We start from the raw sequence: 14,902 nt of genomic DNA on the forward strand, positions 1-14,902 counted from the left end.
GATTGTAATTACGGCTTTTTTACGGGAAATATTTTTAATAAATAGTAACTTAGCGGTTAAAATCTGAATTTTATGAATTTCGATAACTACAAAATAATTCCGAACTACAATACCAGTAAAACTGACTTATTTCTAGCCGATGAAGAAGAGATTCTGGCTTGCGAAAAAACATTAAATGTCACTTTTGATGAAGATTATAAAGATTACGTTCAAAAATACGGAAGTGGTATTCTAGGAGGAACTTATGTAAGGGTTTATCTTCCTGAAACCATCGTTTTAACTCTTGAAGAATGGAAAAACCGTATAAAAGAATATTGGTTTTGGGATGAAGGAAAAGAGATTTTGACTAAAGATGAAGTTTTTAAATCAATTAGAATAGGCGATACTTTTGATGGTGATGAAATCATTCTTCTAAACAGTCAATATTACATTCTGCCTCGAAACAGTGAAATGATTTATAAAGCTGGAAATACCTTAGAAGAAGCCATTACTTGGTTATGTTCGTCTGGAATTTTGACAGAAGCATTTACAGAAAGAGAATTTGAGCCTTTTGATCCAGAAGAATTCATGAAAAATAAATAAAGAAAAATAAAAACAAAAGAACCGTGATTGCATCAATGTAGTTACGGCCTTTTTGGGTTTTATGACTCACTCAAGATGATAATTATTTCTAAAAGCTATTTTGATAGATTGATTTAAATTAAAGATTTATGGCATTTCCTGTCGACCTAAAATATATAATTGAAACCGAAGAAGAATTAGGAGTTAGCTTTCCTGCTTTATTCAAAGAAAAAATGACAGCAGAAAATGGAGGTGAAGGTGTAACCGAAAACGATAATTGGAATCTTTATCCGTTTTTTGATAAAAGCGATAAAAAGAGAATAAGCAGAACTTGCAATCATATAGTTTTAGAAACCAAACAAGCTAGAGAATGGGCTTATTTTCCAGTAAATGCAATTGCTATTGCGGGAAACGGCTGTGGTGATCACTTAATTCTTCTTTCAGATAATAATGAAAAATTAAGTGAGTATATTTATTTGTGGCATCATGAGACTGGAGATTATGAACAAGCTGCAGAAAATATAAATGAATTAATTCAATAATAATCAGTTGTTTAAAATCTGCTTTTATAATTGTTAAAAATGATATAAAAGAGAAAACCGTAATTGTAGTAATGTACTTACGTTTTTTTTTGATTTTATAAATGGCTTATTATGTTTGTTTTATGACTTTTTTTAGATGTTTTAATAATTTGAGAAAAGTACTTTTACCAAGTTAAATTATAAAAATATGGATAGATATCAAATAAAACAGCAGCTTATCGATTTTACCATTATTGGTGTACAGGAGTTTTTATCACAAAATCCAAATCTTGAATTTTATGCTTTTGCCTATGATTGTAATGCTGAATACGCGGAAATTAATTTATGTTTTAACACAATTAAAAATTTATAGTGAGAATTATATGTCTGATGAAGCTGTTAAAGGTTTAAAGTATAATACAGGTGATTGGGAATATCAGTGTTTTGATACAATTAATGTTGTATCAGAAGAAGAATTAAACAGAATATTTAATGCTTTGCCAGATGACGATTATAAATCTTGGAATCTTTTTGTTGAAGAATTAATGGAGCTTTTTTGTGAATGTATGATTGAATTTAGACATTCAGAAGTTTATAAAAATATACTTAAAACAGAAAATTTTATATCCTTTTGCATTGATCATGATGAAGATTTTGAAGATGCTGAACAAAGAATGTTACGAGTTGAGAATAAAAGAAGTGAGAATAAATAGATAAAATGTTATAAAAGAGAAAACCGTAATTACAGTATGTAATTACGGTTTTTTTGATTTTATACTATCAATTGACTTACGATCTAACCCGACATTTTTAAAACCTGTTGGATTTAATAAAAAAAGCAAGAATTTAGGTTCTTGCTTTCAATTAGAATTTAAGGATAAGCTTAGAAAAAATAAGCTTATACTATTTCTTAATTTTATTTTTTCTGAGATTCAAGTGTGCATTTTGTTACTATTTCAACAAATACAGCTTCATTCTCTGGCTTTTCCAAATCATCAGGTGAAAGATTTTTCTCTTTTGCCTTTTCAACGATACAATCTGCGGTAAATTTTGCGTCTTCTTCGTTTAATGAGCCGTCTTTTTGTACTTCTGCTTGAAAACTTTCTTTAAATTCTTTTTCATTTTCTGGTGTCCATTCTTTGTAGTTCTTACAAGAAAATAATGTAATTGATACTACAGCAATACTAATGTAAAATTTAAGTCTTTTCATTTTGTTTGATTTATTATTTAACCCACAAAAGTATTCTGAATAAAAGCTTTAAATAACTACTAAAAGTTATTTGAATGTTATAATAGGGTATTTGTTCTTAAGATTTAAAAATTTCAATATGGTTTAAGATCTTTAAGGATTGATGGAGTTTTTTTAGAAGTATTTTTAAAGTCAATTAATAGTTGAATGCTCATTTATATAGTAATGCAATTATTTTTTATGAGAAATACTTTTAATAAATGGCAGCTTAGCGTTTAAAATCTGAATTTATGAATTTCGATGCGCCTTATCAACGAGAATTAAGCAATAGAGGAAAATATCTAGATAAACTGTTAGAAGATTTTTCTTCGAAAGATATGATTAAAAAAGATTATTTAATCACTTATATGTATAAACCCGACAGGTTTTTAAAACTTGTCGGATTTAGTATACACATAAAAAGCGAGAACTCTTAAATTCTCGTTCTCTTAATTCTGCCTTATCAATTCTTGTTGACAAAACATTCCAACTCTTTCAATTAAATTTTGATATCTAGGATCTTGTAAGTCTGCAATGGTTACATTTTGTTGAAATAATGTGTAAGCAGTACAATCTGCAATGTAAGAAGCTTGGTCATCCTTAAAACCTTTTTGAATAAAAATAGGTTTTAAAATTTTCTTGTACGATCTTATAATTTCTGGATTCCAAACGCGGGCAATATCCTCTCTTGTTAAACTTTTTTCATAAGATTCGTTACTACATTCTTTTTCCATATTTTTTACTACTTCTAAAGTTTGAGGCTTTTCATAGTCATTTGGTTTTAAGTCTTTGCTTTTAACTTTTTCAAATGTACAATTAGCTATATAATTAATTTGGTTTTCATTGAAAGAACCTTTTTCTAATCTCTCTTTTACTCCTTTTTTAAACTCAGCTTCTTTTTCTGGTGTCCATTCATTTTTTTTACATGAGAACAATGCAAAAGCAATCACTGTGATGCTAATATATTTTAGATATTTAATCATTTATTTCTTTTTTAATAATTCCTCCCCACAAGTTTTTCCAATTTTTTGAACTATATCGCTATTTTTAGGATTTTGTAAATCTGCAGGACCAATATTTTGTTCCTTCATTTTAGCAATAGCACAATCTGCAAGTAAAGTCGCTTTACTGCTTTCTACACCGCTTTGAATAAAAGTATTTTTCAAAATAGCTTTGTACGTTTTTTCAATTTCAGGATTCCAGCTATTATCTGTTCCATTTTTAGTTTTTGAAAGTGCTTCTTGAGCACATTCCTTACCCATTTGTTGTACTTGGATTAAAGTTTCAGGCTTTTTAGCATCATTTGGTTTTAAATCTTTGCTTTTTATTTTTTCAAAAACACAATCGGCAACATGTGCAGCCTGTTCATCAGAAAACAGTCCTTGTCCTTGGGCTAATAATCCTTTTTTCATGTCTTTTTTAAACTCAGCTTCTTTGTCTGGTGTCCATTCGTTTTTATTACATGAGAATAAAGTGAAAACCACTACTGCAATGCTAATGTAATTTAGAAATTTGTTCATTTTATTTAATTTTAAGATATAATTCTAATGCTAAATCCAGGCTTAATGAATTTTAGACTGATTTTAATTTAGCGTAAAAGTAATCTTAAGAAGAATTTCAAAATTGCCTTAAAAAGTTATAATAATAATAGTTTAGGGTATTTATGGATATATAAATGGAGTAATTTCATTATTTCAACTCAAAAGGAACTACTTTCTTTAGTTTCCTGAATACATTGTAATATTTTTTCTGTTCAAAAGGATCGGGGGCTATCACTGCTCCTTTGTAATCGATACTGCAATCGAGTTCTTTTTCTGTTTCGGACATTTCTGGATCCTGGTTCTTCAAGTCATCAAATTTATAATTACGAAATTGTTGTGTAATCTCAATATGATTGTTTCGAAAGATATAAACCTGTTCTGAATGTCCAGACTCTCCGCCATAAAGATAAATTACACATTTTTCTATTTTACCATTTATATAAAAAGCTTGTGCACCGTTATTATAAGATTGAATGACAGTTTTAAAGGGGTATGTTATAGTCGTGTCTTTCGGCGGCTGAAGATTTGAAATTGCCCTTGCAGGTCTGCTGCTGTCACATGAAAGTAAAAGTAAATATAAAAGTACGCTGTAAAAGAAATTTTTCATAGCATCAGAAGCCAGTTTTAATTAAGCTATAAAATTAGCCTGTAATATTTTCTAAATAGCTTCGAAAAGATATTGTAGTATTATAAAAAGGTATTTTTTAGTTTCATTGAAAATGTCTTATTATGATAGTTTTAAACCATCTCCATATTACTTGAAAAATTGATTAAATGTAGTTTTGAATAAATTTATTAAGGTTAATTAATAATATACCATTACTGAAAAACAAAAAATCGATTTCCTTTCTAAGTTAGATTGGAAATGGAAATAAAATCTTAATTTCATCGAACAAAAAAACTAAAAATGGATTTGAATCTAAAATACATAACAGCAAATTATGTTGAGTTTGAGGAAGTGATTAGAGAAGCAAAAATTTCTTCAGACAAACTAAGTGAGTTAATTGAAAATAAACTTGTTCCGGAGGCTTCTTATAGTATAAAATCAGATATTACAATTAGTTCTTCCTTAAATGATAGCTATAATGTTACTATTGAAAGAAAGTATTTTCATCCAAGTGTTTTACAGTTTATAAAAGAGAATGCTGAGATTTCAAATCCAGAAAAATTCAAAACGTTATTCAAGGAAAACTTGCTGACGAATCTTAAAAATCACGCTCAAAAAAAATATGCATACGGAAATGTTTTTGACGAAAATGGAGTAATAAACGCCGAAAAAATAGATCAGGCATTAGAAGAAGAGTGGGATTATTTCTGTAAAGGTGTTTACGGAATCTGTACTTTGAATAATAATGAAAAGAATATTATTGAAAAGGAAATTGCTATAAAAAGAATCTTGGGTTTTATTGAAAATAAATCTTCTTATACAACAGAAGAACAGGAAAATCGTTTAAAGAAATTAAATGATGAGTTTAATAAAGCAACAAGTAATTTTGCACCCTATCAACGAGAATTAAGCAGTAGAGGAAAATATCTGGATAAACTGTTAGAAGAGTTTTCTTTGGAGGATATGATTAAAAAAGATTATTAATCACTTCTATGTTTAAACCCGACAGGTTTTTAAAACCTGTCGGGTTTACAGCTATAGACATAAAAAAAGCGAGAACTTTTAAATTCTCGCTTTTTCTTATTTTTTAATATTCAGGAGCTAGTTCTAATTCGAGTCCTTCTAAATCTTCAGTAATTGGAATCTGACAGCCTAAACGGCTATTAGATTTAACATAAAACGCTTCCGAAAGCATAGCTTCTTCTTCATCCCCCATTTCTGGTAATGCAACATCATTGAGAACGTAACATTGGCAGGAAGCACACATGGCCATTCCGCCACAAGTTCCTTCAACAGGAAGTTCATATGCTTTGCATAACTCCATTATATTCATTGCCATATCAGTCGGAGCTTGTAATTCGTGTATAACTCCTTCTCGATCTTTGATTTTTATTAATACATCCATTTTAATTATTGGAATTTTTTTGGCAGGATCTTATAACGTGAAAAAATCCTTTATTTATATTAACTAGCAGGCTTAGTACTAAAAGCGTACTCTTTTCTATTGTTATCTTTTAATTTCATTTTTACTCCAAGAACGTTTTCATTCTTTTCAAGGATTGTTATTACTGCAATAACAGAATAATAATCTTTGTCTGATTGGAAAACCAAAGTTCCTTCATAGGTTGTGTTTAATACACCTTGTTTGTCTGTCGATGCAGAAACTTTTCTTGGATGCGAAAATTCAGCTGAGCTATAAGTTGCTTTGCTTGAAAATTTACCTTTACCATCTGTAAAGTCATACAAGAAATCGTAGTTTCCAATTCTTAATGATCCTGGCTCTTCATTCGGATTAATTGAGAAAACAATTTTTCCAGCATATTGAAAATCCGTCCATTCTTCAGATTCGCTTACCCAAGCTTTGTCAACAATAACGTTTTTGCTTTGAGCATAATTTGCAGAAACAAAAAACAATAATAAAATAAGAGCGTAATAGTTTTTCATAGTTTAAGATTAAGGGTTATGTGACAAATTTAAGTTAAAAATGTAACAATTCCTTAACAAAAAATCTTAAAACTTTGAGTTGTTTTTTATGAATGTGACAAAAAAGCTATTTTTAAGGGTCTTTTTTTATTAAATCTTTAAACAAAAATTAATAAGGCTTATTATTCTTGTTAAATACGTAAAATTCAAAAAGGGTAAAAAATCGAGGTTTTGTTACATTACATTTACCACAGTTTCAATTTGCGGAGCGTATTTTTTTATAGTTGTTTCTACTCCAGCTTTCAATGTCATTTGATTAACGCTGCAGCTGATACAAGCTCCTTCCAAACGAACTTTTACATGCTTATCTTCTTCAATAGAAATTAATGAAATGTCTCCTCCGTCGGATTTTAGAAAAGGCCTAATCTCGTCTAAGGCCAATAAAACATTATTTGTTAATTCTTCTGTTGTCATAATTTTATCAATTAGAAAATGTGTCAATTAGAAGATCAGAAAATTCACTTGGAGTAAAATTATCTAATTGTCTAATTTTCAAATTATCTCATTAGTCTTCTCTCAATTATCTCATTATTTTTTTACTGCCGAACAGCCTGCCATTGTTGTAATTTTAATAGCTTCTGTTGCTGGTAAACTTTCATTTCTGTTTACAGTTTCTTGTACAACATTGCGTGTAATTTCCTCGAATACTTTTTCTATAGGAGAATCTGTCTGTAATGCTGCCGGACGACCGTAATCTCCCGCTTCACGAATTGACTGTACGATTGGAACTTCTCCTAAAAATGGTACATCTAAGTCTGCTGCAAGGTTTTTAGCACCTTCTTGTCCAAAGATATAGTATTTATTATCAGGTAATTCCGCTGGTGTAAAGTACGCCATATTTTCAATGATTCCTAAAACAGGAACATTAATATTATCCTGCATAAACATTGCAACTCCTTTTTTAGCATCAGCTAATGCCACTGCCTGCGGAGTACTTACTACAACAGCACCCGTAATTGGTAAAGACTGCATGATAGATAAGTGAATGTCTCCAGTTCCTGGAGGTAAATCAAGAAGCATAAAATCTAGTTCTCCCCAATCTGCATCAAAAATCATTTGATTTAATGCTTTTGCCGCCATTGGACCTCTCCAGATTACAGCTTGACTTGGAGCAGTAAAAAATCCGATAGAAAGCATTTTGATTTCATAGCTTTCAATAGGTTTCATTTTTGATTTTCCGTCAACAGTAATCGAAACTGGTTTTTCGTTTTCAACGTCAAACATAATCGGCATCGAAGGACCGTAGATATCGGCATCTAGAACACCAACTTTAAATCCCATTTTTGCCAGCGTTACCGCTAAATTTGCAGTTACAGTAGATTTTCCTACTCCTCCTTTACCAGAAGCAACTGCAATTATATTTTTGATTCCAGGAATGGCACGGCCTTTTATTTCCGGTTTCTCTGGAGATTCTACTTTAATATTTACTTTTACTTTAGCATCTGGAGATATTAAATCGTGAATCGTCTTTTTAATATCGTCTTCAGCTCTTTTTTTAATATGCATCGCAGGTGTATGCAGTACTAAGTCAACAACAGCTTCGTCACCAAAAGTAATAACATTGGTTACAGCACCGCTTTCAACCATATTTTTTCCTTCTCCAGCAATAGTAATTGTTTCTAATGCTTTTAGAATTTCTTTTCTATCTAATTTCATTGTAAATGGGCTATTTTTCTATTCTGAGAAGCCAGTTTTAAAGATTATCCTTATTTAAACTGATTTCAGGGTGCAAAGATAACAGATTAAGTTCGTAATTAAGCGATTTTGAATTGTAATTATTGATATAGAGATTATTCAAAATTATGCTTCAAAGTTTTTTTGATATTTTTCTGAATATAAAATCAAAGAAAACATGGGAACATTCTAATAAAAATAGATTTCAGCTAAAGTACAGATTAACTTTTTTGTATAAATTTTCTGCTTTTTAGAATTAAATTCTCGCAAATCTTCTTTATATTTGATAGCCCAAATCGATGATTTCCAGACATTGAAAAAATATATTGAAAACTTGTTTTTTAGGAGTTTTTATTGGGTTTTCGATATTTTTACAAAGATTTTTTTCTTCATTTAAACTTTAAAAATATGCGAAATTTTACTTCTTCAACAATCCTAATTGCGATTAGCTTTTTTGCATTTTCATTTAACTCATATTCAGCTAAAAAAGAAAATAAAGATGTTGCAGCCGTCTACACCTATTCGGTAATTTCTATAGATGCGGCTGCTATAAATGCCTTCTTCAAAAAATATCCGAAACTAAAAAAATATCAAAAAGATGTCGAGGATATTTACAAAAACAAACAGTATAAATCGATTTGGTATGATGATAAAAGCATAACCGAATTTGGTGCCTTATTGTATCAAAAAGTGAATGTTTTAAAGGATCAAGGGATAGACAGCAAAATGCCTTACAAAGAGGTAATTGATCAAGCCTTTAACGAAAGTGATAATGTTGATCCGCCTCAAATTGATACAGAGCTGCTTTTAACGAGTATGTATATTTTCTACGCAAGTAATGTTTATTCTGGTGTAGACCCAGCGACTTTAAAAAAAATTGGCTGGTACTTACCTGCAAAAACCATTTCGTATTCCCGAATTTTAGATTCTTTAATTGTCGATACAAATCGATTAAATGAAGATGATTACTTATTATTTAGTCAATATTATAAACTGCAGGATGCCTTAAAAAAATACCGTAAAATAGAAAAAGACAATCTCTGGCAGAAAATTACAATTGACAGCGCTAATTTTAAAGAATTTAGACCTGATGCGAAAGATGTTGCCATTCAGCAAATTAGAAATCGCTTATTTGTTGTGGGAGATCTAAAGCAAGATTCTAAAAGTGATGTTTATGACGAAGAGTTGATGGCTGGCGTACTGAATTATAAAAAGAGGTACAATTTAAAATTAAATTATGTGCTGACGATAGATCACATCAATCAAATGAATGAACCCATCTCCAAACGAATTAAAACCATAGTGCTGAATATGGAGAGATGCAGATGGATTCCCACCAAACTGGCTCAAGCAAATGAATATGTGATGGTTAATATTCCTTCCTTTAGAATGTTTTATGTAAAAGATGGTAAATATGATTTCGTTTCTGATATTTTTGTTGGAAATAGGCTGAGCGAAACGGTTATTTTTAGCGGTAATATGGATCGAATTGTTTTTAGTCCCTACTGGTATGTGCCAAACAGCATTATTCAAAATGAACTAAAACTTCAGATTGCTAATGATAAAAATTATTTGGCAGAACACAATATGGAGTGGAATGGCGGGAAAGTTAGACAAAAGCCGGGACCTAAGAATTCTTTAGGATTAGTCAAATTTATGTTTCCGAATCCGAATGATATTTACATGCATGATACGCCAGCAAAAAGTTTGTTTGAATTTGAAAAACGAACTTTCAGTCACGGCTGTATAAATGTAAAAGAAGCGAAAGGATTAGCTTTGGCAATTTTAAAAGATGATCCAGACTGGCCGGCAGATAAAATTGATAAAGCAATGAGCGGTGAAAAAGAAACAACCTGCATGCTTAAGAATAAAATTCCGGTTTACATTGGTTACTTTACGGCTTGGGTTCAGGATAATGGTGAAGTGAATTTTTTTCCAGATGTATACGATCGCGACGAGAGTTTAGATAAACTGCTTTATTCAGATTCTGTTACGATGCATTAAAAATAAAAAACCCGGCAGATCTTTAGTCAATCTGTCGGGTTTTAAAAAAAATGGTTCTACAAGCTTATTCGTATTTTAAATATTTTAAAACATCTATTTTAGTTACCTGAAATGCTTTTGTTAAAACAATTACTAATGTCAAAACCAAAAGAGAAATCAGCGCAATACCAAACGGAAGGGTTGAAATTCCGATTCTAAAAGCAAAATCCTCAAGCCATTTTTGCAATAAGATATAGGCAGGAACAATTCCAATCCCAAAACCTATTAAGCAGAATACAATATATTGTTTTGATAATTCTTTTAAAAGAATATCGGTTTCTGCACCCAATGTTTTTCTAATGGCGATTTCTTTCAGTCTTCTTTCCATCGAAAATGATGCCAAAGCAAACAATCCGAAGATTGCAATTATAATTACTACCAGATTAAGAATGAAAAACAGGTTTTTTTGTTTTATTTGTTCGGCATAAGTTTTGGCAAAACCTTTATTAACAAATTCATATTCAAAAGGGTAATCGGCATTTACGTTTTTCTCCCAATACGCTTTTAATTTTTCTAACGTCTCGCTTAAATTATTTGGAGAAACTTTCACATAGACATTATTAAAATTGTTCCATTCTAAAGTTTTAAGATTAATAAAAACCATTGGCGGTACTTTACTTTGTAATCCAGTGATATGAAAATCTTTTACAACTCCAACAATTTTAAACTTCAAATTTTCTCCGTCTCCCATACTCCAGCCAGAAGTTATAATCGTATTTATGGGCTTTTTTAAACCTAAAGCTTTCACTAAGGTTTCATTCATTAGCATACTGTTTATAGTATCCGAAGCATATTTTGGAGAAAAATCACGGCCTTCAACGATTTTAATATTCATCATTTTTAGAAAATTAAAATCCATTTCTACATTTCTAGGCTGTACAAAAATACCATTATGCGTAAACCCTGAGCTGGAATTGGTGCTTCCTCCAAAAGTTCCTGCAAAAGTAGAAACATCTACGACTCCAGAAATTTTAGAAATTTCTTGTTTTGCAGTCAGATATTGTTCAGTTCTTCTAATTCTATCTGGTTTGTTGAAAGGGATAGAAATAACCTGATCGCCGGTAAAGCCAAGATCTTTATTCATCATATAATTGACCTGCGAATTCACAATCAATGCGCCAATGATAAAAAATGCGGCAATTCCGAATTGGAAAATAAGCATCGAATTCCGAATCCAGATACCGCTTTTGCTTCTTGAAAAATTACCTTTTAAAACTTTTAAGGTTTCAAAATTTGAAATATAAATGGCAGGGAAAAAACCAGCTAGGATGATTACTAATCCAAAAATCAAAATAAGCTGCAAATAAAACTCACTGCCATTCAGGGTCAATGTTTTGTTCAAAAAGGTATTATAATAAGGTAATGAAAGTTCTACAATTGCTAATGCAAACAAAATTGCCAGCGTTACGATAATGGCAGTTTCAAAAATAAACTGCAAAACAATCTGTTTTTTAGAAGCTCCTACAATTTTACGAACCCCAACTTCTTTAGCACGTTTTATAGCCGATGCAGTCGCCAGATTGACATAGTTTACTAATGATAAAACCAAAATTAAAATCGATAAACCGCCCATAATATAAAGCAGTTTTAAGTTACCCGCTCCTTCAGGAAAATTTTGATTTCCAGAACTTTTTGTGCCGTTTAAGCGGGCCGTTTTTAATTGATCCAGAATCACCGTAATTTCTCCAAATTCTTTAATATATTCTGCTGTAGTTTTGCCGCTCTCTTTAGCTTCTTTTAAAGTTCGGTTGACAAAATTTACATGCTGCATCTTTTTTTGAACCAAAACCGGATCAGCCCCAGGTTTAATTTTAATCATTAAACCATAATTAAAATTCCCCCAGCTGTTTATATCTCCTTCGCGAACAATTCCGTTAAAAACAAAATTAGGCTCAACAGAAGAAGGTTTCGAAATACGGTAAACAGATCGTACGATGTAGGTTTTATTGTTGTATTGAACAGATTTTCCAATAGGATCTTCATCTTTAAAAAGTAATTTTGCCTGATCTTCGGCAATGGCTACACTATTTTTTTCTTTTAAAATGTTTTTCTTAGCACCTTTCAGAATTTCAAAAGGAAAAAATTCGAAGAAGTTTTCATCTGTATAAAAAATCTTTTTGTCTAATATTTTTTTGTCTTGGTACTTAACAATTTCCTGATCGTACCAGATATTCATAAAGCATATATTCTCTATTTCAGGAATCGTTGCTTTGCAGGTATTTCCAAACGGGACCGAACTTGAAGCCCAGGTATCGCCGGTAATTCCAATTTTGTTTAAAACCTGAAAAGAGTTTTCTTTCTCCGGATTCCATTGATCGTAAGCATGTTCGTTATTCCAATAAAGAATAGCAAAAATTACGCTCGCAATTCCGATACTTAATCCGAGAACATTTAAAAACGAAAACAATTTGTTTTGTTTTAAATGATATATAAATATTTTAAACCAGTTAAAAATCATTTTGTTGTCTATTTATTAGTTGGTATGGCAGTTTTGTAAAACCTTTTAGGTTTAGATCAAAGTGAAAATTTTGCAGGCAAGTTCTACCAGAACTACCAGTGCAGTAACAATAATTTTAATCATTATTTAATTATTTAGCGTCCATAAAAACATCAACATTTCGCTGATTTAATTTTTCAGAAAATATAACTCCATCTTTCATATGAATGGTTTTTTGCGAAAAAGAAGCATCATAATCAGAGTGGGTAACCATCAAAATTGTAGCACCTTTAGCATGTAAATCGGTTAAAAGTTCCATTACTTCGTTACCATTTTTACTATCTAAATTCCCAGTAGGCTCATCGGCAAGAATGATTTTAGGATCATTTACCAAAGCTCTTGCAACTGCAACCCTTTGCTGCTGTCCGCCCGAAAGCTGCTGCGGAAAATGTTTCAAACGATGAGAGATATTTAGTTTTTCTGCGATAGCCTCGATTTTTTGTTTTCTGTCAGAAGCTTTCACATTATTATAAAGAAGCGGCAGTTCGATATTATCATAAACCGAAAGCTCATCGATTAAGTTGAAGTTTTGAAAAATGAAACCAATATTTTCTTTTCTCACTTTTGCTCTTCCTTTCTCTTTTAGATCAATCATTTCCTGATCTAATAATTTATAGCTGCCGCTGCTGGCACTGTCAAGAAGTCCAATGATGTTTAATAAAGTAGATTTTCCACAGCCAGAAGGCCCCATAATCGTTAGGAAATCTCCTTTTTTTATCTCTAAGTTGATTCCGCTTAAAGCAGCAGTTTCGATTTCTTCTGTTCTAAAAACTTTGGTTAAATTCTGAATTGTGATCATAATTTTTAAGGTTTTGAAATGTTGTTAAATATGTTTTTTGATTGATGATTGAAACGATGATATTTTTTTTGTTTTTGTTGTTTCAAGTTTCAGGTTTCAAGTTGGTTTACTGCGTTAACCTGAAACCTGAAACCTGAAACTTGAAACTTGAAACCTGAAACTTGAAACCAAACTATTTGTCAAGTGCAAGTTCTTCAATGTCTTTGTAATCAGAATAAGAAGAAGTAATTACAGATTCGCCTTCTTTTAAGCCTTCTAAAACTTCATAATAAGAAGGATTTTCACGGCCTAGTTTTATATTTCTTCTTTCGGCTTTATTCCCTTTTACTACAAATATCCATTTCCCTGCCGCTTCTTGATTGAAGCTTCCTCGCGGAATTACCAGTGTTTTGTTTTTTTCAGATAAAATCAATTTTACGCCAAAACTAAGTCCGTCTTGTAATACTATAGTTTCTTTAGATATAAATGCTAGCTCTACAGTAAATCGGCCGCTTTTTACTTCAGGAATTACTTTTGTAACCATGATTTCAAGGTTCTTTCCTTTAAATTCAACTTGGCCTTTTAATCCTTCTCTAATTTTTTCCAAATAAAACTCATCTACTTCTGCAATAAGTTTATATCCTTTATTAGAATCGATTTTTCCGATGCTTGCTCCTGCCTGAAAAGTTTTTCCTAAAACAGGTTCAAAAGAAGTTAATCTTCCAGATTCAGGTGCTGTAATTAAAAAATTCTTTTTATTGTTTCTGAGAATTTCTAAACTCTTTTCCATCGTTTGGATAGAACGGTTAATTTGAGAAATCTGAACCTGATTGCTTTGTTTTTCTTTTTGAATGCTCTGCTGAATAGTTCTTTTGCGTTCTTCCTGAAAACGCAGACTTTCTTTAAACGTATTCCAGTCATTTTTCGAAATCACATCTTTCTCAAAAAGTTTAGAATTCATGTCATATAATCTTTTCGCGTCGTTGTAATCATGTTCGATTAAAACGAAATCTTTAGTTAAGTTTAATTCCTGATTTCGGATATTTAGTTTCCCGGTATTTAAATTATTGATCTGCTCGATAATCGCAGTTTCCTGAGTCAGATAATTCAATTCTGTATTGGGGTTGTAAAGTCGGGCCAGCGATTGTCCTTTGGTAACCATGGCGCCGTTTTCTACAAAAATTTCTTTTACAGAACCGCCTTCAGTAACGTTTACCAGCATTACATTTAAAGGTTCAACTTTTGCCTGAAAAACTACAAAATCTTCAAAAAAGGCTTTTTCTGCTTTTTGAATTACCAGTTCGTCTGTTTTTACATTTAAGGTTCTTTTCGAACTAAAAGCAAAAGTGATGATTACCAGCAAAACTAAAAAAACAGCAATTGCTATTGCGAGATACCTAAATTTTTTACTTTTACGAGGAATTATCTTGTCCATTTTTAATTTATTTTACTGGTAATCAATAGGTAAA

General features: G+C 31.0%; 17 protein-coding genes. 6 read left to right on the forward strand and 11 right to left on the reverse strand.

The features are described from left to right. Positions 1 to 72: 72 nt before the first annotated feature. The 4 genes from HYN86_RS06000 to HYN86_RS06010 all read left to right on the forward strand — a co-directional run bounded on the left by HYN86_RS06000 (position 73) and on the right by HYN86_RS06010 (position 1,795). Positions 73 to 582 (forward strand): SMI1/KNR4 family protein, encoded by a 510-nt coding sequence (locus tag HYN86_RS06000; protein WP_113677220.1) that lies wholly within the window; start codon positions 73 to 75, stop codon positions 580 to 582. A gap of 128 nt (positions 583 to 710) precedes the next feature. Continuing rightward, a complete protein-coding gene (locus HYN86_RS06005) occupies positions 711 to 1,103 on the forward strand; it encodes an SMI1/KNR4 family protein (RefSeq protein WP_113677221.1) in 393 nt (130 codons plus the stop codon). A gap of 187 nt (positions 1,104 to 1,290) precedes the next feature. After that, entirely contained in the window at positions 1,291 to 1,455 is a 165-nt protein-coding gene (locus HYN86_RS21055) for a hypothetical protein (protein WP_205334634.1), read from the forward strand. A 10-nt stretch (positions 1,456 to 1,465) separates the two neighbouring features. Beyond that, entirely contained in the window at positions 1,466 to 1,795 is a 330-nt protein-coding gene (locus HYN86_RS06010; protein WP_205334635.1) for a DUF4303 domain-containing protein, read from the forward strand. Positions 1,796 to 1,998: 203 nt separating this feature from the next. Here HYN86_RS06010 and HYN86_RS06015 read toward each other — a convergent pair whose 3' ends face one another. From HYN86_RS06015 to HYN86_RS06035, 4 genes are all read right to left on the reverse strand, one after another. Then, a complete protein-coding gene (locus HYN86_RS06015; protein ID WP_113677222.1) occupies positions 1,999 to 2,292 on the reverse strand; it encodes a hypothetical protein in 294 nt (97 codons plus the stop codon). Between the two features lie 467 nt (positions 2,293 to 2,759). After that, entirely contained in the window at positions 2,760 to 3,293 is a 534-nt protein-coding gene (locus HYN86_RS06025) for a hypothetical protein (RefSeq protein WP_113677224.1), read from the reverse strand. Next, entirely contained in the window at positions 3,294 to 3,830 is a 537-nt protein-coding gene (locus HYN86_RS06030; RefSeq protein WP_113677225.1) for a hypothetical protein, read from the reverse strand. Between the two features lie 169 nt (positions 3,831 to 3,999). Beyond that, complete coding sequence (locus tag HYN86_RS06035; RefSeq protein ID WP_113677226.1) at positions 4,000 to 4,458, reverse strand: hypothetical protein; 459 nt, start codon at positions 4,456 to 4,458, stop codon at positions 4,000 to 4,002. Between the two features lie 300 nt (positions 4,459 to 4,758). Here HYN86_RS06035 and HYN86_RS06040 point away from each other — a divergent pair, with 300 nt between their 5' ends. After that, complete coding sequence (locus HYN86_RS06040) at positions 4,759 to 5,442, forward strand: DUF6058 family natural product biosynthesis protein (RefSeq protein WP_113677227.1); 684 nt, start codon at positions 4,759 to 4,761, stop codon at positions 5,440 to 5,442. A gap of 103 nt (positions 5,443 to 5,545) precedes the next feature. Here HYN86_RS06040 and HYN86_RS06045 read toward each other — a convergent pair whose 3' ends face one another. The 4 genes from HYN86_RS06045 to HYN86_RS06060 form a co-directional block, all read right to left on the reverse strand. After that, complete coding sequence (locus HYN86_RS06045) at positions 5,546 to 5,863, reverse strand: 2Fe-2S iron-sulfur cluster-binding family protein (RefSeq protein WP_057121545.1); 318 nt, start codon at positions 5,861 to 5,863, stop codon at positions 5,546 to 5,548. A gap of 59 nt (positions 5,864 to 5,922) precedes the next feature. Beyond that, positions 5,923 to 6,402, reverse strand: a complete 480-nt coding sequence (locus HYN86_RS06050) for a hypothetical protein (protein ID WP_113677228.1) — start codon at positions 6,400 to 6,402, stop codon at positions 5,923 to 5,925. A 213-nt stretch (positions 6,403 to 6,615) separates the two neighbouring features. Next, positions 6,616 to 6,855 carry a NifU family protein gene (locus tag HYN86_RS06055; protein ID WP_095953617.1) on the reverse strand — a complete coding sequence of 80 codons (240 nt, stop codon included), beginning with the start codon at positions 6,853 to 6,855 and terminating at the stop codon, positions 6,616 to 6,618. A 114-nt stretch (positions 6,856 to 6,969) separates the two neighbouring features. After that, positions 6,970 to 8,097, reverse strand: coding sequence for an Mrp/NBP35 family ATP-binding protein (locus HYN86_RS06060; protein WP_113677229.1), 1,128 nt, complete (start codon positions 8,095 to 8,097; stop codon positions 6,970 to 6,972). Between the two features lie 426 nt (positions 8,098 to 8,523). On the opposite strand from HYN86_RS06060, the gene HYN86_RS06065 reads away from it, so the two are divergent. Next, positions 8,524 to 10,119: a L,D-transpeptidase family protein gene (locus HYN86_RS06065; RefSeq protein ID WP_113677230.1), complete on the forward strand. Its 1,596-nt coding sequence runs from the start codon at positions 8,524 to 8,526 to the stop codon at positions 10,117 to 10,119. A gap of 64 nt (positions 10,120 to 10,183) precedes the next feature. Here HYN86_RS06065 and HYN86_RS06070 read toward each other — a convergent pair whose 3' ends face one another. The 3 genes from HYN86_RS06070 to HYN86_RS06080 form a co-directional block, all read right to left on the reverse strand. Beyond that, positions 10,184 to 12,616 (reverse strand): ABC transporter permease, encoded by a 2,433-nt coding sequence (locus HYN86_RS06070; protein ID WP_113677231.1) that lies wholly within the window; start codon positions 12,614 to 12,616, stop codon positions 10,184 to 10,186. A gap of 130 nt (positions 12,617 to 12,746) precedes the next feature. Then, positions 12,747 to 13,454, reverse strand: a complete 708-nt coding sequence (locus HYN86_RS06075; protein ID WP_113677232.1) for an ABC transporter ATP-binding protein — start codon at positions 13,452 to 13,454, stop codon at positions 12,747 to 12,749. A gap of 172 nt (positions 13,455 to 13,626) precedes the next feature. Further along, positions 13,627 to 14,868 carry an efflux RND transporter periplasmic adaptor subunit gene (locus tag HYN86_RS06080; protein WP_113677233.1) on the reverse strand — a complete coding sequence of 414 codons (1,242 nt, stop codon included), beginning with the start codon at positions 14,866 to 14,868 and terminating at the stop codon, positions 13,627 to 13,629. Between the last annotated feature and the right edge of the window lie 34 nt (positions 14,869 to 14,902).

It is taken from the genome of Flavobacterium fluviale (genome assembly GCF_003312915.1).
Lineage (GTDB): Bacteria > Bacteroidota > Bacteroidia > Flavobacteriales > Flavobacteriaceae > Flavobacterium > Flavobacterium fluviale.

What these genes read in the sequence shown, in the direction of transcription:
- HYN86_RS06000 (WP_113677220.1), top strand. Translation starts at nt 73, where the DNA reads ATGAATTTCGATAACTACAAAATAATTCCGAACTACAATACCAGTAAA.
- HYN86_RS06005 (WP_113677221.1), top strand. Translation starts at nt 711, where the DNA reads ATGGCATTTCCTGTCGACCTAAAATATATAATTGAAACCGAAGAAGAA.
- HYN86_RS21055 (WP_205334634.1), top strand. Translation starts at nt 1,291, where the DNA reads ATGGATAGATATCAAATAAAACAGCAGCTTATCGATTTTACCATTATT.
- HYN86_RS06010 (WP_205334635.1), top strand. Translation starts at nt 1,466, where the DNA reads ATGTCTGATGAAGCTGTTAAAGGTTTAAAGTATAATACAGGTGATTGG.
- HYN86_RS06015 (WP_113677222.1), bottom strand. Translation starts at nt 2,292, where the DNA reads ATGAAAAGACTTAAATTTTACATTAGTATTGCTGTAGTATCAATTACA.
- HYN86_RS06025 (WP_113677224.1), bottom strand. Translation starts at nt 3,293, where the DNA reads ATGATTAAATATCTAAAATATATTAGCATCACAGTGATTGCTTTTGCA.
- HYN86_RS06030 (WP_113677225.1), bottom strand. Translation starts at nt 3,830, where the DNA reads ATGAACAAATTTCTAAATTACATTAGCATTGCAGTAGTGGTTTTCACT.
- HYN86_RS06035 (WP_113677226.1), bottom strand. Translation starts at nt 4,458, where the DNA reads ATGAAAAATTTCTTTTACAGCGTACTTTTATATTTACTTTTACTTTCA.
- HYN86_RS06040 (WP_113677227.1), top strand. Translation starts at nt 4,759, where the DNA reads ATGGATTTGAATCTAAAATACATAACAGCAAATTATGTTGAGTTTGAG.
- HYN86_RS06045 (WP_057121545.1), bottom strand. Translation starts at nt 5,863, where the DNA reads ATGGATGTATTAATAAAAATCAAAGATCGAGAAGGAGTTATACACGAA.
- HYN86_RS06050 (WP_113677228.1), bottom strand. Translation starts at nt 6,402, where the DNA reads ATGAAAAACTATTACGCTCTTATTTTATTATTGTTTTTTGTTTCTGCA.
- HYN86_RS06055 (WP_095953617.1), bottom strand. Translation starts at nt 6,855, where the DNA reads ATGACAACAGAAGAATTAACAAATAATGTTTTATTGGCCTTAGACGAG.
- HYN86_RS06060 (WP_113677229.1), bottom strand. Translation starts at nt 8,097, where the DNA reads ATGAAATTAGATAGAAAAGAAATTCTAAAAGCATTAGAAACAATTACT.
- HYN86_RS06065 (WP_113677230.1), top strand. Translation starts at nt 8,524, where the DNA reads ATGCGAAATTTTACTTCTTCAACAATCCTAATTGCGATTAGCTTTTTT.
- HYN86_RS06070 (WP_113677231.1), bottom strand. Translation starts at nt 12,616, where the DNA reads ATGATTTTTAACTGGTTTAAAATATTTATATATCATTTAAAACAAAAC.
- HYN86_RS06075 (WP_113677232.1), bottom strand. Translation starts at nt 13,454, where the DNA reads ATGATCACAATTCAGAATTTAACCAAAGTTTTTAGAACAGAAGAAATC.
- HYN86_RS06080 (WP_113677233.1), bottom strand. Translation starts at nt 14,868, where the DNA reads ATGGACAAGATAATTCCTCGTAAAAGTAAAAAATTTAGGTATCTCGCA.